Origin of the sequence: Yoonia sp. F2084L, from assembly GCF_023015625.1 — a bacterium.
Taxonomy (GTDB): Bacteria; Pseudomonadota; Alphaproteobacteria; order Rhodobacterales; family Rhodobacteraceae; genus Yoonia.
Genome location: NZ_JALKAH010000008.1, coordinates 23,680 through 40,518, shown reverse-complemented (window position 1 = coordinate 40,518; position 16,839 = coordinate 23,680). Strand labels below are relative to the sequence as shown.

The 16,839-nt window shown below is 56.8% G+C and carries 18 protein-coding genes and 1 riboswitch; of the genes, 8 read left to right on the top strand and 10 right to left on the bottom strand.

The genetic code is table 11. The features are described from left to right. Positions 1–116: 116 nt before the first annotated feature. Positions 117–737 (bottom strand): ATP-dependent Clp protease proteolytic subunit, encoded by a 621-nt coding sequence (locus MWU60_RS18610; protein WP_247228928.1) that lies wholly within the window; start codon positions 735–737, stop codon positions 117–119. Positions 738–868: 131 nt separating this feature from the next. Here MWU60_RS18610 and MWU60_RS18605 point away from each other — a divergent pair, with 131 nt between their 5' ends. The 3 genes from MWU60_RS18605 to MWU60_RS18595 all read left to right on the top strand — a co-directional run bounded on the left by MWU60_RS18605 (position 869) and on the right by MWU60_RS18595 (position 2,473). After that, positions 869–1,189 (top strand): metalloregulator ArsR/SmtB family transcription factor, encoded by a 321-nt coding sequence (locus tag MWU60_RS18605; RefSeq protein ID WP_247228927.1) that lies wholly within the window; start codon positions 869–871, stop codon positions 1,187–1,189. After that, positions 1,182–1,631: an SRPBCC family protein gene (locus MWU60_RS18600; RefSeq protein ID WP_247228925.1), complete on the top strand. Its 450-nt coding sequence runs from the start codon at positions 1,182–1,184 to the stop codon at positions 1,629–1,631. The genes MWU60_RS18605 and MWU60_RS18600 overlap by 8 nt, the downstream gene beginning before the upstream one ends. Positions 1,632–1,699: 68 nt before the next feature. Next, the gene (locus tag MWU60_RS18595; RefSeq protein ID WP_247228924.1) at positions 1,700–2,473 is read left to right on the top strand and encodes a fumarylacetoacetate hydrolase family protein; all 774 of its coding nucleotides are present in this window, start codon (positions 1,700–1,702) and stop codon (positions 2,471–2,473) included. On the opposite strand, the gene folE2 is transcribed toward MWU60_RS18595, so the two are convergent. Together folE2 and metZ are read right to left on the bottom strand one after the other, a co-directional pair. Continuing rightward, the gene (folE2, locus tag MWU60_RS18590; RefSeq protein WP_247228970.1) at positions 2,470–3,573 is read right to left on the bottom strand and encodes a GTP cyclohydrolase FolE2; all 1,104 of its coding nucleotides are present in this window, start codon (positions 3,571–3,573) and stop codon (positions 2,470–2,472) included. The genes MWU60_RS18595 and folE2 overlap by 4 nt on opposite strands. 264 nt (positions 3,574–3,837) lie before the next feature. Next, the gene (gene metZ, locus MWU60_RS18585; RefSeq protein ID WP_247228923.1) at positions 3,838–5,013 is read right to left on the bottom strand and encodes an O-succinylhomoserine sulfhydrylase; all 1,176 of its coding nucleotides are present in this window, start codon (positions 5,011–5,013) and stop codon (positions 3,838–3,840) included. A 61-nt stretch (positions 5,014–5,074) separates the two neighbouring features. After that, positions 5,075–5,152, bottom strand: a riboswitch (SAM riboswitch). An 89-nt stretch (positions 5,153–5,241) separates the two neighbouring features. On the opposite strand from metZ, the gene MWU60_RS18580 reads away from it, so the two are divergent. Together MWU60_RS18580 and MWU60_RS18575 are read left to right on the top strand one after the other, a co-directional pair. Then, positions 5,242–5,949, top strand: a complete 708-nt coding sequence (locus MWU60_RS18580) for a glutathione S-transferase N-terminal domain-containing protein (RefSeq protein ID WP_247228922.1) — start codon at positions 5,242–5,244, stop codon at positions 5,947–5,949. A 59-nt stretch (positions 5,950–6,008) separates the two neighbouring features. Beyond that, positions 6,009–6,338 carry a PilZ domain-containing protein gene (locus tag MWU60_RS18575; protein WP_247228921.1) on the top strand — a complete coding sequence of 110 codons (330 nt, stop codon included), beginning with the start codon at positions 6,009–6,011 and terminating at the stop codon, positions 6,336–6,338. A 2-nt stretch (positions 6,339–6,340) separates the two neighbouring features. Here the strand turns inward: MWU60_RS18575 and MWU60_RS18570 are convergent, their stop codons facing one another. From MWU60_RS18570 to MWU60_RS18550, 5 genes are all read right to left on the bottom strand, one after another. Beyond that, the gene (locus tag MWU60_RS18570; RefSeq protein ID WP_247228920.1) at positions 6,341–6,961 is read right to left on the bottom strand and encodes an inner membrane-spanning protein YciB; all 621 of its coding nucleotides are present in this window, start codon (positions 6,959–6,961) and stop codon (positions 6,341–6,343) included. A gap of 11 nt (positions 6,962–6,972) precedes the next feature. After that, positions 6,973–7,902 carry a DMT family transporter gene (locus tag MWU60_RS18565; RefSeq protein WP_247228917.1) on the bottom strand — a complete coding sequence of 310 codons (930 nt, stop codon included), beginning with the start codon at positions 7,900–7,902 and terminating at the stop codon, positions 6,973–6,975. Beyond that, complete coding sequence (locus MWU60_RS18560) at positions 7,881–8,693, bottom strand: hypothetical protein (protein WP_247228916.1); 813 nt, start codon at positions 8,691–8,693, stop codon at positions 7,881–7,883. Before MWU60_RS18560 ends, MWU60_RS18565 begins: the two co-directional genes overlap by 22 nt. Beyond that, positions 8,690–10,000 (bottom strand): signal recognition particle-docking protein FtsY, encoded by a 1,311-nt coding sequence (gene ftsY, locus MWU60_RS18555; RefSeq protein ID WP_247228914.1) that lies wholly within the window; start codon positions 9,998–10,000, stop codon positions 8,690–8,692. Before ftsY ends, MWU60_RS18560 begins: the two co-directional genes overlap by 4 nt. Before the next feature lie 70 nt (positions 10,001–10,070). Further along, on the bottom strand, positions 10,071–11,762 hold the full coding sequence (locus MWU60_RS18550; RefSeq protein ID WP_247228913.1) for an NAD(P)H-dependent oxidoreductase subunit E: 1,692 nt from the start codon (positions 11,760–11,762) through the stop codon (positions 10,071–10,073). 143 nt (positions 11,763–11,905) lie between these two features. Between MWU60_RS18550 and MWU60_RS18545 the strand changes: the two genes are divergently transcribed. Both MWU60_RS18545 and MWU60_RS18540 read left to right on the top strand, forming a co-directional pair. Beyond that, complete coding sequence (locus MWU60_RS18545; RefSeq protein ID WP_247228912.1) at positions 11,906–12,922, top strand: alkane 1-monooxygenase; 1,017 nt, start codon at positions 11,906–11,908, stop codon at positions 12,920–12,922. A 49-nt stretch (positions 12,923–12,971) separates the two neighbouring features. Further along, positions 12,972–13,301: a hypothetical protein gene (locus MWU60_RS18540; protein WP_247228911.1), complete on the top strand. Its 330-nt coding sequence runs from the start codon at positions 12,972–12,974 to the stop codon at positions 13,299–13,301. Here the strand turns inward: MWU60_RS18540 and xseA are convergent. Both xseA and MWU60_RS18530 read right to left on the bottom strand, forming a co-directional pair. Continuing rightward, a complete protein-coding gene (xseA, locus tag MWU60_RS18535; RefSeq protein ID WP_247228909.1) occupies positions 13,298–14,791 on the bottom strand; it encodes an exodeoxyribonuclease VII large subunit in 1,494 nt (497 codons plus the stop codon). The two genes, MWU60_RS18540 and xseA, sit on opposite strands and share 4 nt — an antisense overlap. Then, a complete protein-coding gene (locus MWU60_RS18530) occupies positions 14,788–15,381 on the bottom strand; it encodes a hypothetical protein (RefSeq protein ID WP_247228907.1) in 594 nt (197 codons plus the stop codon). The genes xseA and MWU60_RS18530 overlap by 4 nt, the downstream gene beginning before the upstream one ends. Positions 15,382–15,544: 163 nt before the next feature. Between MWU60_RS18530 and purD the strand changes: the two genes are divergently transcribed. Further along, complete coding sequence (purD, locus tag MWU60_RS18525; RefSeq protein ID WP_247228906.1) at positions 15,545–16,807, top strand: phosphoribosylamine--glycine ligase; 1,263 nt, start codon at positions 15,545–15,547, stop codon at positions 16,805–16,807. Positions 16,808–16,839: the final 32 nt, after the last annotated feature.

The window sequence follows — 16,839 nt, the reverse complement described above, 5'->3', positions numbered from 1 at the left end:
CATCGTCGTTAACAACCCAATAACGCAGTCGCCCGACGGCTTAAAACCACATTGGGTCAGAAAAAAGACAAACGCGGCCAAAGCCGCGTTTGATCCAGGCAACGTTGCGTCGTTGCTTAGTCTTCTGCTTTGGTCCGGTTCTCGACGATTTCGTCGATCAGACCCCATTCTTTCGCCTCTTCCGGCGACATGAAATTGTCTCGCTCCAATGCCGCTTCCACCTTTTTCAGCGTATTGCCGGTGTGCTTGACGTAGATTTCGTTCAAACGCGTCTTCAGCTTCTGCGTCTCGGCTGCGTGGATCATGATATCGGTCGCCTGACCCTGATAACCGCCTGACGGCTGGTGTACCATGACACGGCTGTTGGGCAGCGAGAAACGCATGCCTTCGGAACCGGCCGTCAAAAGCAGTGATCCCATTGAAGCCGCCTGCCCGATCACAAGCGTGCTGACCTTGGGACGGATGTATTGCATCGTGTCGTAGATCGACAAACCAGATGTCACCACGCCACCGGGGCTGTTGATGTACATGCTGATTTCTTTCTTGGGGTTCTCGGATTCCAGATGCAGCAACTGGGCCACGATCAACTGGCTCATGCCGTCATGCACCGGACCGTTCACAAAAATGATCCGCTCTTTCAGCAGACGTGAGAAAATATCGTAGGCGCGCTCACCCCGTGCGGTCTGTTCGACCACCATTGGAACAAGGTTCATATAAGTCTCGGTGGGGTCTTGCATATTTACTGCCTCATGTTTGGACGTGACCGTCCTAGTTCAAATATCCTGACAGAGTCTTAGTGTTCGGGGTCAGGGGCTTCAAGGGCGCACGAAAGGTTTGACGAATCGTAAGTGATGACTTACGGTAAGTCATGCCCTACCAAGATGCAATCACTGCCCTCGCCGATCCGACACGCCGCGTGATCATTGACCGTCTGCGCGCCGGTGCGCTGCCAGTCGGTGCCATTGCTGCTGGCATGACGATCAGCCGGCCTGCCGTCAGCCAACACCTGCGTGTGCTTTCGGATGCGGGCCTTTTGAAAGTAACACCGCAAGGCAATCGCAGGCTTTATGCCATCGCACCCGAGGGCGTCGACGAACTGCGCCGTTACCTTGATACCCTTTGGGACGATGCACTTGCTGCCTTTGCCCAAGCCGCCACCGAAAAAGCGAGGGAGAAAGACAATGCATGATCCAATCAAGAAGAGTCTTGTGGTTCCGCTTAGTCCAGATGAGGCTTTCACGCTTTTCACCGCAAACATGGATACATGGTGGCCGACCAAGACGTTTTCCGTGTTTGGCGAAAAGGCTAAGATCGCGTTCCCGGATCACAAAGGCGGCGACATCATCGAAACTGGCGAGAATGGCGAGGTCGATGTCTGGGGGACCCTGATCGCCTATGATCCCGGCGTGTTTTTGTCCTTCACCTGGCACCCCGGGCGTCCAGCCTCTGAGGCGACCGTTGTCACGGTCACGTTTACCCAAACCGAGGACGGCACCCGGTGCGACCTGACCCACGGCGGCTTTGACATCCTTGGCGATACCGCCGACGCAGTCAGCACAAGCTACCTGACCGGTTGGGATATGGTGCTGGGCTGCTATGCGAGCGCCGTAAAGATAACCACCCTCGCCTAACTCCTTGCGATAGAACACTTAGAGTTGCATCCTGTCTGTGATTAATCCGTCAAGGCAGGAGACAAACGATGGAATGGGCGCGTATTGAGACCGCGGGCGGTGATGTCATCACCGGTGTCATCAAAGATGATATGTTGCACCCGCGCATATCACTCGGCTCGGACACCGCTGCGGGGGACCCCGTCGCCCTTGCGGGCGCAACATTTCTTCCCCCGTGCGTGCCGGGCAAGTTCATCGGGCTTTGGAACAACTTTCACGCCGCCGCCGAGCGCAATGGGCAAAGTATCCCCGAACATCCGCTGTTCTTTCTCAAACCGCTGTCATCTCTTGCCGGCCCGGGTGCGACGGTCAATCTGCCTGCGGATATTGGTCGGGTGGTCTATGAGGGCGAATTGGGGATTGTCATTGGTCGGACATGCAGCAACGTCAGCGCCGCAGATGCCGAAAAGGCAATCCTCGGCTACACCTGCGTCAATGATATCACCGCATTGGATATTCTATTCGAAGACCTCTCTTTTCCACAATGGACACGGTCCAAGGGGTTTGATGGCTTTGGGGTCATTGGCCCTGTGATCCAAACCGATGTCGATTGGCGTGAGTTGACGGTGAAAGTGATGGTAAACGACCGCGAACGGCAATCCTACCCCGCATCCGACATGATCATGACCCCTGCTGAAATCGTCAGTCAATTATCCGCAGATATGACGCTTGAACCGGGCGATGTGATCGCCTGTGGCACATCCGTCGGCGCGCGGCCCATCAAGGCCGGTATGGAGGTCGGAGTGGTCATCGAAGGGATCGGTGAGTTGCCGGTCACCATTGCGGCGACCGGCAACGCTTAACCCGTGTGGAACAGCGATTGGAACAGGCGCGGGTCCATGCTTTCGGCGGCGAATGTTTCGCCTTCCGTCAGTACCGAAACCGCATCATGGCTGTGCAGGCTTTCTTGATGGCTTGCGATCACACGGAAGTCCGAAATGCGCGCATCCAACTGTAATTGCTCGGTAAACAGCCGGGCTGCATCCTCGACAAAGATCGGGTTGGCAGCGTTCAGTTCCGCGAACGCCTGCTCATCCTCGCGCTTGACCATCACCTGAGTTTCGGTCGGCACGGCGGCACGCGCCCGGTCGATCAGGTCTTCGAACCAGAGCACATCTGCACCCTCTTCCAACAACACGGAAATCCGCGCAACAGAACGTTGCGAATGTGGCGTCGCAAGCTGGCCGCGAAACTGCCGGGCATGCTCGGATAGTTCCAGTGAACATGGGCAAGTCGATGAATAGACATAATCCAGATGCACGATCTTTTTGCGGATGCCGGCACTTTCCACCAGCTCCAAAGCGATATCATAGTATTGATATCCAGACAGACCCGACCGCAAGCTTTCAACCTTCATCGGAAAGCTGAAGCGCATCTGAATACGTGCATCAAAACTGTCCAGATCGGTCTTATAGGCATCCAGCGCGCGTTCGATCACTTCAAAGCTGAACGTCTCTTCGGCATGTTTGTAGAATGTCCGCATAATGCGGGACATGTTGATGCCCTTCTTTTCGGCCTCCAGCGAAACGGTCCCGGTGACGGATGTTTCAAGCGTCAGGTCGCCGTTGTCACGGGTATGAAAGCGGATTGGCAGGCGGAAATTGGAAATCCCCACGTGCTGAATTTGCTGCTGCGCACCCCGGATCAGGCTGGAGGGGCCATTCTGTAGGTCAGGCATGGACGCTTTGTAGGCGTCATCAACCTCGAAATCCTCTGGATAGGCCCGCGCCAAGGCAGGGTAGTTGGACAGCTCTTGGCCGGGGATCAGGCGCGACACGAGCGGATCAAGCGTTGCGACTTCTTCGGCGGTGACATCAATGGCCCAGCGACGCAGCAATGCCAGCGCGGCCTCTGCCTCGGCCCGCGTTGGTTCACGATCCATATCAGGTGAGTGGATATTCATGTCGTTGCCCCCTATCGGTGCGTTAGACACCCCAAGATGGGGCCGCTCATCGGAATTTCCAATGATTTCTTTATAGATACGTCGTAATTCCGCGCGTGGATCAGTCATAGAAACCGTCTTCCATCAGGGTAAACCTGCATAACTTAACCACTTTTTAAGGCGCGCGTCACCGTGTCAGATCAGCCAAAAAAGGCCGACATCAAAGGTTTTGACCTAGCGGGTCAATCTGCGTCGCGCCGGTCAGTCGCAGCATGGAAAGCCGGATCAGGCGGCTGCTATTGCGCCACGCAGATCATTCAGCAGATCATCAGGATCTTCCAGCCCTACACTCAACCGGATCAGACCCGGCGTGATCCCCAGCATCGCTTTCGTCTCATCCGACAACCGCTGATGGGTTGTTGTGGCGGGATGTGTGCCGATTGATTTCGCATCCCCCAGGTTGTTGGAAATCGTCCAGATATCGAGCGCATTCAACAGCTTGAACGCGCGCTCTTGTGACCCAGCATCAATGGCCAGAACCGTACCACCTGCCCCCATTTGCGCTTGTGTCAATGCATGCTGTGGATGGGTGTCCAACCCCGGATAAATCACTTGGGTTAACGCACCATCAGCTGCCAAATGCTCTGCCAGAAACTGCGCAGTTGCAGTTTGCGCACGCACCCGCAGATCAATCGTCTCTAACCCCTTGAGCATCATCCAGGCAGTGAAAGGTGACATCGAACCGCCCGTGTGTTTCATATAGGGCTCAACCGTGCCGCGGATGAATTCTTTGGTGCCCAGGATCACGCCGCCCAGCGCACGGCCTTGCCCGTCGATATGTTTGGTGGCGGAATAAACCACCACGTCAGCACCTTGCGCGATGGCATCCGAAAAGACCGGTGTTGCAAAGACGTTATCCACGATAACCGTAGCGTCCACCGCATGCGCCAGCTTTGAGACAGCAGTGATATCAATCACTTCCAGAGTCGGGTTTGAGATACTTTCAAAAAAGACAGCCTTGGTATCAGGTCGGATCGCATTCTTCCACGCAACCAGATCGGTGCCATCAACCAAGGTCACCTCGACGCCATAGCGGGTCAGGATTTCTTCCAGAATATACAGACACGACCCAAAGAGTGCCCGCGCCGATACCACGTGATCGCCCGAACGCAACATAGACGTCAGCGCCCCATTAACCGCTGCCATACCAGAGGCCGTGGCAAAGCCATCCTCGGCCCCTTCCAGCGCGGCAATGCGGTCTTCGAACATCGCGACCGTGGGGTTGCCGTAGCGCGCATAGATGAACTCATCATCGCCCGCCTTGATGAACCGGGCTTCGGCATCTTCGGCGGTGTCATAGACAAAACCCTGGGTCAGAAAGATCGCTTCACTGACTTCGTTGTACTGGCTACGCCGGATACCTTCATGCACCGCCTTGGTGCGTTTTTTCCACGTTTTCATTGTCCGTCCTCGCGCGTGCCGCGCAATAAAAAAACCCCGACACCGGGAAAAGGTATCGAGGTATGAACACCTGCAATCCTCTTTAGCGGCATGTTTAACGTGGCCCGCAATCCGGTAACAAATCGCCACAACGACAGCCATACGCCCGGACCAGCCGTCCGTCAAGCAGCCGACACTTGTCCTCGGCCTGCAAAATGCGATGGTGGGTCAGGCAAGTGAGGACACCGTATGACCCAACCCATTGATCTTTATTTTTGGCCCACGCCGAACGGCTGGAAAATCTCAATTGCGCTAGAAGAAATGGGCCTGCCCTACACCCTGCACCTGATTGACATCGGCGCCGGCGATCAGTTCGCACCTGAATTCCTGAAAATCGCGCCTAACAATCGGATGCCAGCCATTACGGATCATGACGGCCCGGATGGCGCACCGATTTCGATTTTTGAGTCCGGTGCGATCCTGCAATATCTGGCCCGGAAGACAGGACTGTTTTACGGACAAACCGAGCGCGACCGGATCAGCGTGGATCAATGGTTGATGTGGCAGATGGGCGGGCTTGGGCCGATGGCCGGGCAAGCGCATCATTTCCTCAAATATGCCCCCGCTATGGACCCACCCAATGACTTGCCCTACGCGAAAGATCGGTATCGGAATGAAACAGCAAGGCTTTATGGTGTGCTGGACCGGCAGCTAGCCCAGAACGCATTTGTGGCAGGTGATTTCTATTCGATTGCCGATATGTCGATCTGGGGATGGGCGTCGCTTTGGGAGGGGCAGCAGCAAACGCTTGAGGATAAACCTCATATGGCGCGATGGCTTGACGCGATGGGGGCAAGACCGGGCGTACAAGCGGGGCGCGCGCTGGCCGCCGAAAAGCGCGCGGATTTTCGCAAGGACAGCGCTGCGCAAAATCTGCTTTTCAAAAAACCGTCGTAACGAATTGTTAGCAATGGGGGGATAAAAATGGGTCAATTCACAAAGGAGTTGGTCCCGCCATGCAGTACCGCCCACATCGCTATCAAACGGAGTTTCCGATCGACCTGCACACACCTGCAGGACCTCAAAAGTGCAAAGTAATTGACGTGAACAACACGGGCGCACGCATCCGCGGGCCGCAAAACCTGCAGCGTGGTCATAAGATACAATTCAATGTTCTTGGCCATCAGGTTGAAGCGATTGTCTGCTGGACATCGGGCGACAGGATCGGGATCAGATTTCGCCCACTTATCAATGACACACAGGTCGATACGCTACGCTACCGACGTGACGCTCGCGCAGGCCACGCTCGTGGCTCTGTCGGCTTTTCATTCGCCGAAATGCGTTAACGCTACTTGGCCTCGTCTTTGGGTGCTTCCGGCGGTTCAATCAAATATCGCTGTAGCTGGTATATCTGGACCCATAGAAACACCATCAAAACGGCCGGAAACGCGAATGTTTCCAGCTTGACCCACAAATCGGTGGACTGCGTCCGCCAGATAATCTCGTTGGCGATACCCAAACCCGCAAACATATAGCAAAGACGGCGAGTGAAGATCATCCAGCCTTCTTTCTCCATAGGCAGGACTTCTTCCATGACATACTGCAAATAGCTTTGGCCGCGCAGCAGACCAATCCCCAGCAAACCGGCCATCACACCATAGACAATCGTGGTCTTCATCTTGAAGAAACGTTCGTCATTGAAATAGGCCGTCAGGCCGCCAAAGAAAATCACCATGAAGGCCGTGAAAACCTGCATCCGGCTTAACTTGCCCGTCAGCATCCAAAGGATACCCATTGCAACCAGCAAGATGGGAACAAAGATCAAAGCCGCAACAATAAAGCCAGTATAGTCGGTCCCGGCAATTGTGTAAGTTTCATCCCTGATACGCAGATAGATCAGAAAAAACGCAAGCGTCGGCCCCAACTCCAAGACCTGTTTTAACACCGGATTGATCGTCTTTTCAGCCATCGCGTGCTCCTTCAGCCCCCCATTTCCACGATGATCGCGCCAAGTGCAACCAGCGTCATCAAAAAGAGCCTGCGTGGCCCCACCTTTTCGCCCAGAATAAACCAGCCAATCAGCGCTGCGAAAACCACGGACGTTTCACGCAAAACAGCCGCTTCACCTACACTGTCCAACCGCGTTGCCAGCAAAATGCCGCCAAAACTGATCCAGGCGATCAGTGCCCCGACAAAACCGCGCCAGACCAGCGGCCCCAAAACCGGCGGGTCCACCAACCTGCGGTAGTGCCACGTTGCAAGCAGGGGAAAATCAATCGCGGTGACAAAGAAAAACCATGCAAGGAATGTAAATGGATCAGGTGACTGACGAATGCCATAAGCGTCGTAAGTCGTATAAAGCGCCACAAGGACGCCGCCCAACAGCGCCCATAGCAAGCCAAGTTTGAGCGCGCGTGGATCAATCACCTCTTCGGCGATATTGCGCACCGCAAGCAACAGGATCCCACCCGAAAGGCACGCCACCCCGACCCATTGTACAGTGGTAAAATGCTCTCCAAAGAACAGTGATGCCGCGATGACGGTGACCAACGGCCCGGTGCCGCGCACGACCGGGTACACAACCGTATAGGCCGCGCGTTCATAGGCCAAAGCCATCGTTACCTTATAGGCGAAATGCACGATGATCGCGCCCACAAGGATCAACGCTGTCGTCTGATTGGGCCAAGGCACCACGAATAAAGCGATGGGTGCCGACAGCACGCAAAGCCAGCCATCAATCGCACCGCGCGTCAGCCAAGGGTCGTAACGCCCTTTTTGCATTGCACCAAATATGGCGTGAGCCAGCGCCGAGATAAGTGCGAGAATTGTCGCCAGCCGTGCGCCCTCGGCAGTGCCCGAGATCGTGACCAGCCATGCGCCAAGATCGTTCACATGCGTCCCGGTTTCCATGCCAGATCAAGTGTCGCATCCGTCAATGCAGCGCCAAGCGCCGCGGCGATAGCAGCATCATCATCCGCCTTATCGAGCCTGACAAAAGTATCCGCGATCTGTGGCACACGCAGGCCAGTTGGCGTGTTCAGGGCAATATCCAATGTGCCACGCACATTCGGCAAAGCCCCGACAAAGCGCAAGAACTCTGCGCGCGACCGGCGGTCGATTTGACGGTCGCTCACCTCGCGCAGCGCGTTATCAACCGTCACACGAGACAGATCCGACAAGTCAATACCGGCATCTTGCAGCATTCCGGGTGTCACAAAGACCGCCACCGAAAGGTTTTGGAAAGCAAGGGCGGACAAAACCTTCTGAAAGTCAGCGCCACCTTCAATACCATCAAGCGATATGTCCGCGCCGGCGCGTACCCCGCGACCATCATCCGCGCGTGCCGAAAATGTATGCAAACGCAGTGCCCCGGTTTCTGCCTGATAGCTTAGCGCGGCGGTCACATCAAACACACCAATACGCGCGTCAACACTTTCCAAAGTGACCTCAATGGATCGCGCATTTTGCGGCGCTTGGGCCAATTGATCAAAGCGGAACCTCGCCTCTACCCTATCGACGTCCAAGGTCGCCGATACGGTGCACCAGCCGTCCTCAGCAGGTGCGATCTGCGCCTCGGTTATCTCTTCGGCCAGCGGTCCGGCGAAGGTTACGATGTCTTCCCACCCGGCTGTACAGGCGTCATCCGCAGCAGCCAGCATGGGGGAAAAGATCAGGGCCGTGGCTGCAATCAATCTTTTCATCTGTCCAACCCAACCAAAGCGGCGGCGAAATCATCAGGGTCGAAGGGGGCAAGATCATCAATCTGCTCGCCCACGCCAATCGCATGGATCGGCAACCCGAATTTGTCGGCTAATGCGACCAATACGCCGCCCTTTGCCGTGCCATCCAGCTTGGTCATGACCAAGCCCGACACATCGGCTAGTTCTTGGAACACCTTCACCTGCTGCACAGCATTCTGCCCGGTCGTGGCATCCAGGACCAGCAGCGTATTGTGCGGCGCGTCGGGGTCTTTCTTGCGGATGACCCGGACGATCTTGGCCAGTTCTTCCATCAGGTCTGCCCGGTTTTGCAGCCGTCCCGCCGTGTCGATCATCAGCAGGTCTGCGCCGTCTGCCTGCGCTTGGGTCATCGCATCGAAGGCAAGGCTGGCTGGGTCTGATCCTTCAGGTGCGGTCAACACAGGGACGCCCGCGCGTTCGCCCCAGACCTGCAATTGTTCTACCGCCGCCGCACGGAACGTATCGCCAGCCGCGATCACGACCTTCTTGCCCGCGGCCCGGAATTGGCTTGCGAGTTTGCCAATTGTCGTCGTCTTGCCGGACCCGTTGACGCCGACCACCAAAACCACCTGCGGTGTTTTGGCGTAAAGCGGCATGGGCCGCGCAACCGGGTCCATGATGCGGCTGACCTCTTGGGCCATCAAAGTTTTGATTTCGTGAACCGACAGTTTTCGCCCCAGACGCCCTTCGGCCATATTCGCGGTCACCCGCAAGGCCGTATCAACGCCCATATCGGCGGTGATCAGCAGCTCTTCCAACTGTTCAAGCATGTCGTCATCAAGGGTCCGTTTGACCACTGTCTTGGCTTCTGCCCCACCAAAGAAGCGCCCCAAAAGCCCCTTCTTTTCGGGTTCAAGTGTCGCTTCTTCCATCAGTGGCGTGGTCAGATCGACATCAAACTGGACGGGTGCCGAAGCGACAGGCGGGGCGTTCTCGGCGACCGGTTCGACAGGATCGTCTCGAGGTTCCGGCTCTGATGTCGCGACCAATCTTTCGTCAGCATCCGGTTCATAGATCTCAGGCTCAGGCTCAGGCTCAGGCTCAGGCTCAGGCTCAGGCTCAGGCTCAGGCTCAGGCTCAGGCTCAGGCTCAGGCTCAGGCTCAGGCTCAGGCTCAGGAATTGGGTCAACTACGGGCGGAACCGGCGCAACCTTTTCCTCCAGGATTTCCTCTTCCTCGCCGCCATCTTGCACGATGGCATCCAATCCTTCGTCAATCTTTGACGAGGATTTGAACATCCGGTCTTTGAGCTTTTTGAAAAATGACATTCAGATCAACCACAACTGCCTTTGGTATCACCTAATGATGCAAGACAGATTTGGAAAGCCTGATCGCGGTTTAACCCGACACCTCATCCTTGAAATGCTGCATCACCAGTTTGATCGGATTAGGTGCCGCCTGCCCCAGACCACAAATCGAGGCGTCGGCCATCGCAGTGCAGAGTTCGTCCAACAGTGGCTGATCCCACGTATCGGCTTGCATCAGCTTGACCGCTTTTTCACACCCAACGCGGCACGGTGTACACTGTCCACAGCTTTCGTCCTCAAAAAACCGCAGCATGTTCAGCGCGGCATCGCGGGCGCGATCATGATCGGACAGAACCACCACGGCAGCAGAACCGATAAACGTGCCCAGCGGTTGTAAGGTATCAAAATCGAGCGGCACGTCGTTGATCGACGCAGGCAACAAGCCAGAGGATGGACCACCGGGTTGATAAGCTTTGAACACATGGCCATCCGCCATCCCACCAGCCGCCTCAATGATGTCGGTGATCGTTGATCCAGCAGGCAAAAGATAGACACCGGGGGCCGCCACACGACCGGACACAGAATACGACCGCAACCCGACGCGCCCGTTCTTTTCGGTCGTGTTCAGCACCTCTGGTCCTTCACGGCAAACGCGCGCAACCCACAGCAGGGTTTCGACATTATGCACCAATGTCGGCCTGTCAAAGATACCAACCTGTGCCACAAAAGGCGGACGGTGCCGGGGCAAACCACGCTTGCCTTCGATACTTTCGATCATCGCGGATTCTTCGCCGCAGATGTAGGCCCCCGCGCCGCGTCGCAGGTCTATATAGCCGTCGGCCACAACACCTGCGTCTTCCAAGGCTTTGATTTCCCGCGCCAAAATTTCGAGCACCGCAGGATATTCGTCGCGCATGTAGATAAAGCAGGTCTCTGCCTCGACCGCCCATGCAGCGATCAGCATGCCCTCAAGAAACAGGTGCGGCGTGCGTTCCAGGTAGTAGCGGTCCTTAAACGTGCCGGGTTCACCTTCGTCGCCATTCACCGCCAGATAACGTGGGCCCGCATTGCCCCGTACAAAGCCCCATTTCTTACCAGACGGAAAACCAGCACCACCCAAACCGCGCAAGCCAGAGGCCAGCACCTTGTCTTGGACAGCTTCCCAATCACCGCCATTGCGCAGCGTGTGAAGTTCGCCATATCCGCCTGCTGCAGTATAAGCGGCATAGTCTTCGTAATCGGGCACATGCGCATGGGTGTCACCTGCCGCGATTGCGGCCTCAACCTTGGCAACAGTCGCATGATCAATATGATTGTGGCCCAGCTCAAGCACCGGGGCGGTGTCACAGCGCCCCATGCAGGGTGCACGCAAAACCCGTACCTCGGACGCATCCAAACCATCTTCAAGCGCTGCCTTGAGTTGCTGCGCTCCGGCCAACTCACACGACAGCGAATCGCAGACACGGATCGTCAAAGCTGGCGGCTTTGGCTCGCCTTCTTTGACCACATCGAAATGCGCATAGAATGTCGCCACCTCATAGACTTCCGCCTGGCTTAGGCGCATTTCCTCTGCCAACGCTCGCATATGTGGGGCGGACAAGCAGCCGTGCGCATCCTGGATCAGGTGCAAAAACTCAATCAGCAAATCGCGGCGGCGCGGGCGGTCACCCAGCAACGCCTGGACCTCTTCCCAAGCGGTGTCATCCAACTGCCGGCCTTTGGGGCGGTGACGCCCTTTGCCTTTGCCAGATTTCCAAACACCTTTGCGGTCGTCCAAAGCCATCGCGCCATTCCCTGTCAGCTCACCGCCAACATAAGCTTCAAAGCATGGTCAAACCATGCAAAAGCGACACGAGAGTGGACCAATACGCGCAGCACTACAATTTTCCCTGCATGGCGTGGAAACCCGTGCTAACTATCCGAAACATGAGAACCGGTCTTTTGCATTTTGGCTTGGCAACGCTGACGCCCGCAGCCCTGTTGGCGCTTGGGGCGATCTGGGGCGGCATATGGGTCGTGGCGGCGGTGCTGTACCTAACCGCAATGACAAGCCTGCTGGACCGCCTGATCGGCGCAGACAGCAACCCACAGGCGCTTGAAGCCGATCAAGCGCTGTCTGTCACCATCGCGTGTACGCATTTCGCGCTGCTGCCGCTGACGGTTTGGGCGTTGGCCGGACAGACGCTGGGTGGTCTGGAAAAACTGGGGCTCTTTTTTGCGGCTGGTCTTTGGTTTGGACAGGTCAGTAACGCCAACGCGCATGAGCTAATCCACCGCCAGAGCCGCGCACTGCACCGGTTGGGCATGTGGTCCTATATCACGCTGCTGTTCGGGCATCATACCTCTGCGCATGTTCTGGTTCACCATCGCCATGTAGCAACAGCGGCGGACCCAAACACATCGCGCAAGGGCGAAGGCCTTTATCGCTATATGATCCGGGCCTGGGCTGGATCTTTTCGACAGGGGTATCTTGCCGAACGCGCGCGCCTCGTCCGCATTGGACGCCCCGCATGGCGCAACCCGTATCTGGTTTATGTCAGCGGGGCTGCATTGTGTTTGATGGCCGCAACAAAGCTGGGCGGCTGGCAGGGGTTGGTCGCCTATCTGGCCCTGTGCGGCTATGCGCAATCACAACTATTGATGTCCGATTATGTCCAGCACTACGGTCTGACCCGCGCGGTGCAGTCTGACGGCAAACCGGAACCGGTTGCGGCGCGTCATAGCTGGAATAGCCCACATTGGTTTTCCTCTGCGCTGATGCTGAACGCGACCCGTCATTCCGATCATCACGCACATCCGGGGCGGCACTACCCTGAACTGACGATCCCGGATGATGCGCCAATGCTACCACGCCCCTTGCCCCTGATGGCCAGTATTGCGCTGATCCCGCCTCTGTGGCGGCGGATCATGGACCCGCGCGTTGAACGGTGGCGCAATGCTTAGGTGGGTCATTCTTTTGCTGCTTGCCACTCCGGTAATCGCCCAAGACGGTATGACAGCTGAAGAATTCGACGCTTATGTCACCGGGCGCACGATCACCTTCAGTACTGCCACAAACCCGACCTTCGGGGTTGAACGTTATCTACCCGGTCGCCGCGTGATGTGGTCCACGTTCGAGGGCACCTGCAAATATGGTGTGTGGTTCGAAAGCAAAGGCGATATCTGTTTTCGCTACGAGGGTGACCCAGAGCATAAATGCTGGACCATCTACGATGAACCGGGCGGTCTGCGCGGTGTTTTCACCACCCGCCCGAATACCACAGTGATTTTTGAGGTCTTGGACCGCGAGGACCCTTTAATTTGCAACGATCTGTCGTCCTAAGGCCGTGCGTCCTTGCCAACCGCAAGCCGCCCATCTGAGAACTCAATCTCAAGCGCCTTCGCTTGCTCGGCGGCGACTTGCGTTGTGACCACGGCGCCATCGCCACGCACAACTGCATAGCCGCGTTTGAGCGTTTCGACATAGCCCAGTGTTTCACGCAACCGGTCCAAGGCTTCAAGCCGCGACAGGCGTTCTGCCTGCTGGCGCGACGCCCGATCAGACAGACGGCGCAACATAGTTTCAAACCGTTCGGATTGCCGCGTCACCCGGTCGTGCAACACCTGTGCACGCAAACCACGGCTGGTCTGTTCAAGTGCGGTGCGCCCGTCCCGTGTTCTGCGTTTCAATGCAGGGCCAAGGCGATCAGCCAACCCATCCAGACGCCGCCGATATTCGGCCAGACGGCGCGAAAGGATGCCGGGGCGCAAAGCGGCTTCGGACATTTGCAACCGCTTCTTGGCCGCAGCCCCCCTTAGTGCCGTGGGCAGTCGTTCGCCCAGATAGTCCAACCGCTGACGCGGCCCTTCGACCAACGCATCCACCTGCGGCAAAGCCCGGCCCAGGTCGCGCACGCGCTGCCCGCGCTGACCCAGACCCGTTGTCAGGGCACGACTAAGCCGCGCGCCTTGCTGGTCTGTCCACGCAAGCAGCTCTAACCGCACGGGTACAGCCAATTCTGCGGCCGCCGTGGGCGTTGGTGCACGCATGTCTGATACGAAATCAATCAACGTCGTATCTGTTTCATGCCCCACAGCCGAAATCAGAGGAATATCAGAGGCAGCGGCTGCCAGCGCGACGATCTCTTCATTGAACCCCCACAGATCCTCAAGCGACCCACCACCACGGGCCACGATCAACAAATCAGGACGCGGAAGCGCACCGCCAGGTGTGAGCTGGTTGAAACCATCAATCGCGGCGGCCACCTCGGGCGCGCATTTTTGACCCTGCACAGCGACAGGCCAGACCAGAACCTTGCGCGGAAACCGGTCGCGGAGTCGGTGCAGAATATCACGGATAACGGCACCAGAGGGTGAGGTAACGACTCCAATGATCTCAGGCAGATAAGGCAGTTCTTTCTTGCGCTCGGGTGCAAAAAGCCCCTCTGCGGCCAGCGCCGCCTTGCGCTTTTCCAGCATCGCCATCAAGGCACCAGCACCCGCAGGTGCGATATCCTCAATAATCATCTGGTACTTGGATTGGCCCGGGAAGGTCGTCAGCTTGCCCGTCGCCACGACCTCCATCCCCTCTTCGGGACGATGGGCCAGACCTTGCGCGCGGCCTTTCCATATCACCCCGGCAAGGACAGCACGATCATCTTTGAGGTCCATGTAGATATGGCCGGACGCAGGTCGCGACACGCGGCCCACTTCGCCGCGGACACGCACATGCGAAAATCCACCCTCAATAGCCTTTTTGACAGCGCCCGAGATTTCAGAAACCGAAAACTCAGGGGTGTTGTCGCTAGGTTCGTCTTCGAATAGATCGCTCAAATCAGTCCTCTTTTGCCCGACGCCCGCAGCGGCAGTGATGAAAACTTCCATCTCAAGAACACTGTTGTCACAAACAAAACGACACCGAAACCGGCAAACATGAGCGAGTTGAACAGTAGCGACAGCAGTATCGCCAAAAGTCCGCTGATCCAGAACAGAATTGTTGAGGTACGCACCGATGCAAAGTCTGGATCTGGCCAGAATTGCACCTGCGGCCTGCCAAACTCTTCCGCGTAGTAGTCGAGTGCGCGCAAATAGGCTGGATCGTCTTCAAAAGTCGGCAAATCGCCGGGATGGTGGATAGTGCGGCCAATGATGCGTGGGCAAAAATCTTCGAAATAGGCTTTGCTATCTTCCACATGCAACTTCCAAACGACGTCAACAATGGGCGATGGGGCAAGCGTTTCACCGGTGCTACCAACAAGATACATAAAGCGCCGATACTCTTCGACCAAGATGTAACAGGTATCGACCGAATGACCTGTCTCTTCTTCCAAACGGTCGATCAGCGAACGCGTCAATGGTCGCTCGTGAAAGCTGTAGCCTTCCAGACGGTGCCATAGCCGTCTGTCCTTTTTTGCGGCCTTCATAGGTGTCACCCATTCATCAATTGCCGCCCCCAGTTGTAAGCCTAAAGGTAAAGCGTGATTCCGCCAAGCACCGTGATGCAAAAACTGACGTCCTGCGACACTTGTGGTTGCCCGGTGCCCGCCCTAGAACTTTGCCAAACACTGGGCATTGGCAGAGGCACGCATGAACATTCTGATCTTGGGCAGCGGCGGACGCGAACATAGTCTGGCGTGGGCCGTTAAACAAAACCCCAAATGCGATCGTTTGATCGTGGCACCGGGCAACGCCGGGATTGCTGCAATCGCCGAGTGTGCCGATATCAACATCCTTGATGGTGGCGCGGTTGCGACCTTTGCAGAAGAGAACACCATTGATTTTGTCATCGTCGGACCTGAGGCCCCGCTTGCAGCAGGTGTCGCTGATCGGTTGCGCGACGCTGGGTTGCTGGTTTTCGGCCCAAGCCGAGCGGCGGCACAATTGGAGGCCTCAAAATCCTTTACCAAAGCGGTCTGCGATGCCGCTGGCGCACCGACAGCCGCCTATGCCCACTTCACCGATGCAGATGCGGCCCGTGCCTACATCCGTGAACAAGGCGCGCCGATTGTCGTCAAAGCCGACGGCTTGGCCGCTGGCAAAGGCGTGATCGTGGCCATGACCGAAGCAGAGGCGCTTGCAGCCATCGACGATATGTTCGACGGCAGTTTTGGTGACGCCGGTGCAGAAGTTGTGATCGAAGAATTCATGGACGGCGAAGAGGCGTCGTTCTTTGTGCTATGCGACGGTGAAACGATCCTGCCGATCGGTACAGCGCAAGACCACAAGCGCGCCTATGACGGAGATACCGGGCCAAATACTGGCGGCATGGGGGCCTATTCGCCCGCCCCGGTGATGACCGATGACATCACGCAGAAGGCACTGGATGAGATTATTCAACCCACGATGGACGAAATGCGCAAACGCGGCACGCCGTTTCAAGGGGTCTTGTTCTGCGGGCTGATGATACAGAACGGTCAGCCGCGTCTGGTCGAATACAACGTGCGCTTTGGCGATCCGGAATGCCAATGCCTGATGATGCGTCTGGGCGGGCAGGTCCTTGATCTGATGCAAGCCTGCGCCGAGGAGCGTCTGTCAGACGTGCAGGCCAATTGGGCAGATGATCATGCGCTCACGATTGTAATGGCGGCTAAAGGGTATCCGGGCAGCTATGCGAAAGGCACGACGATCAAAGGGCTCGACAGCCAACCGGAAGACAGTTTTCACATGGTATTTCATGCCGGAACCGCGCTGACAGACGGTCAGATCACGGCAAACGGTGGTCGTGTGCTGAGCATTACTGCGCGCGGCAATGATTTGGCTGAAGCGCATGAAAAAGCCTATGCGATGGCGCAAGGTGTCGACTGGAACGACGGCTTTTATCGGTCAGACATCGGATGGCGCGCGCTATAAGTTTCCATACTTCAGTCAAAGAAAAGGCCACG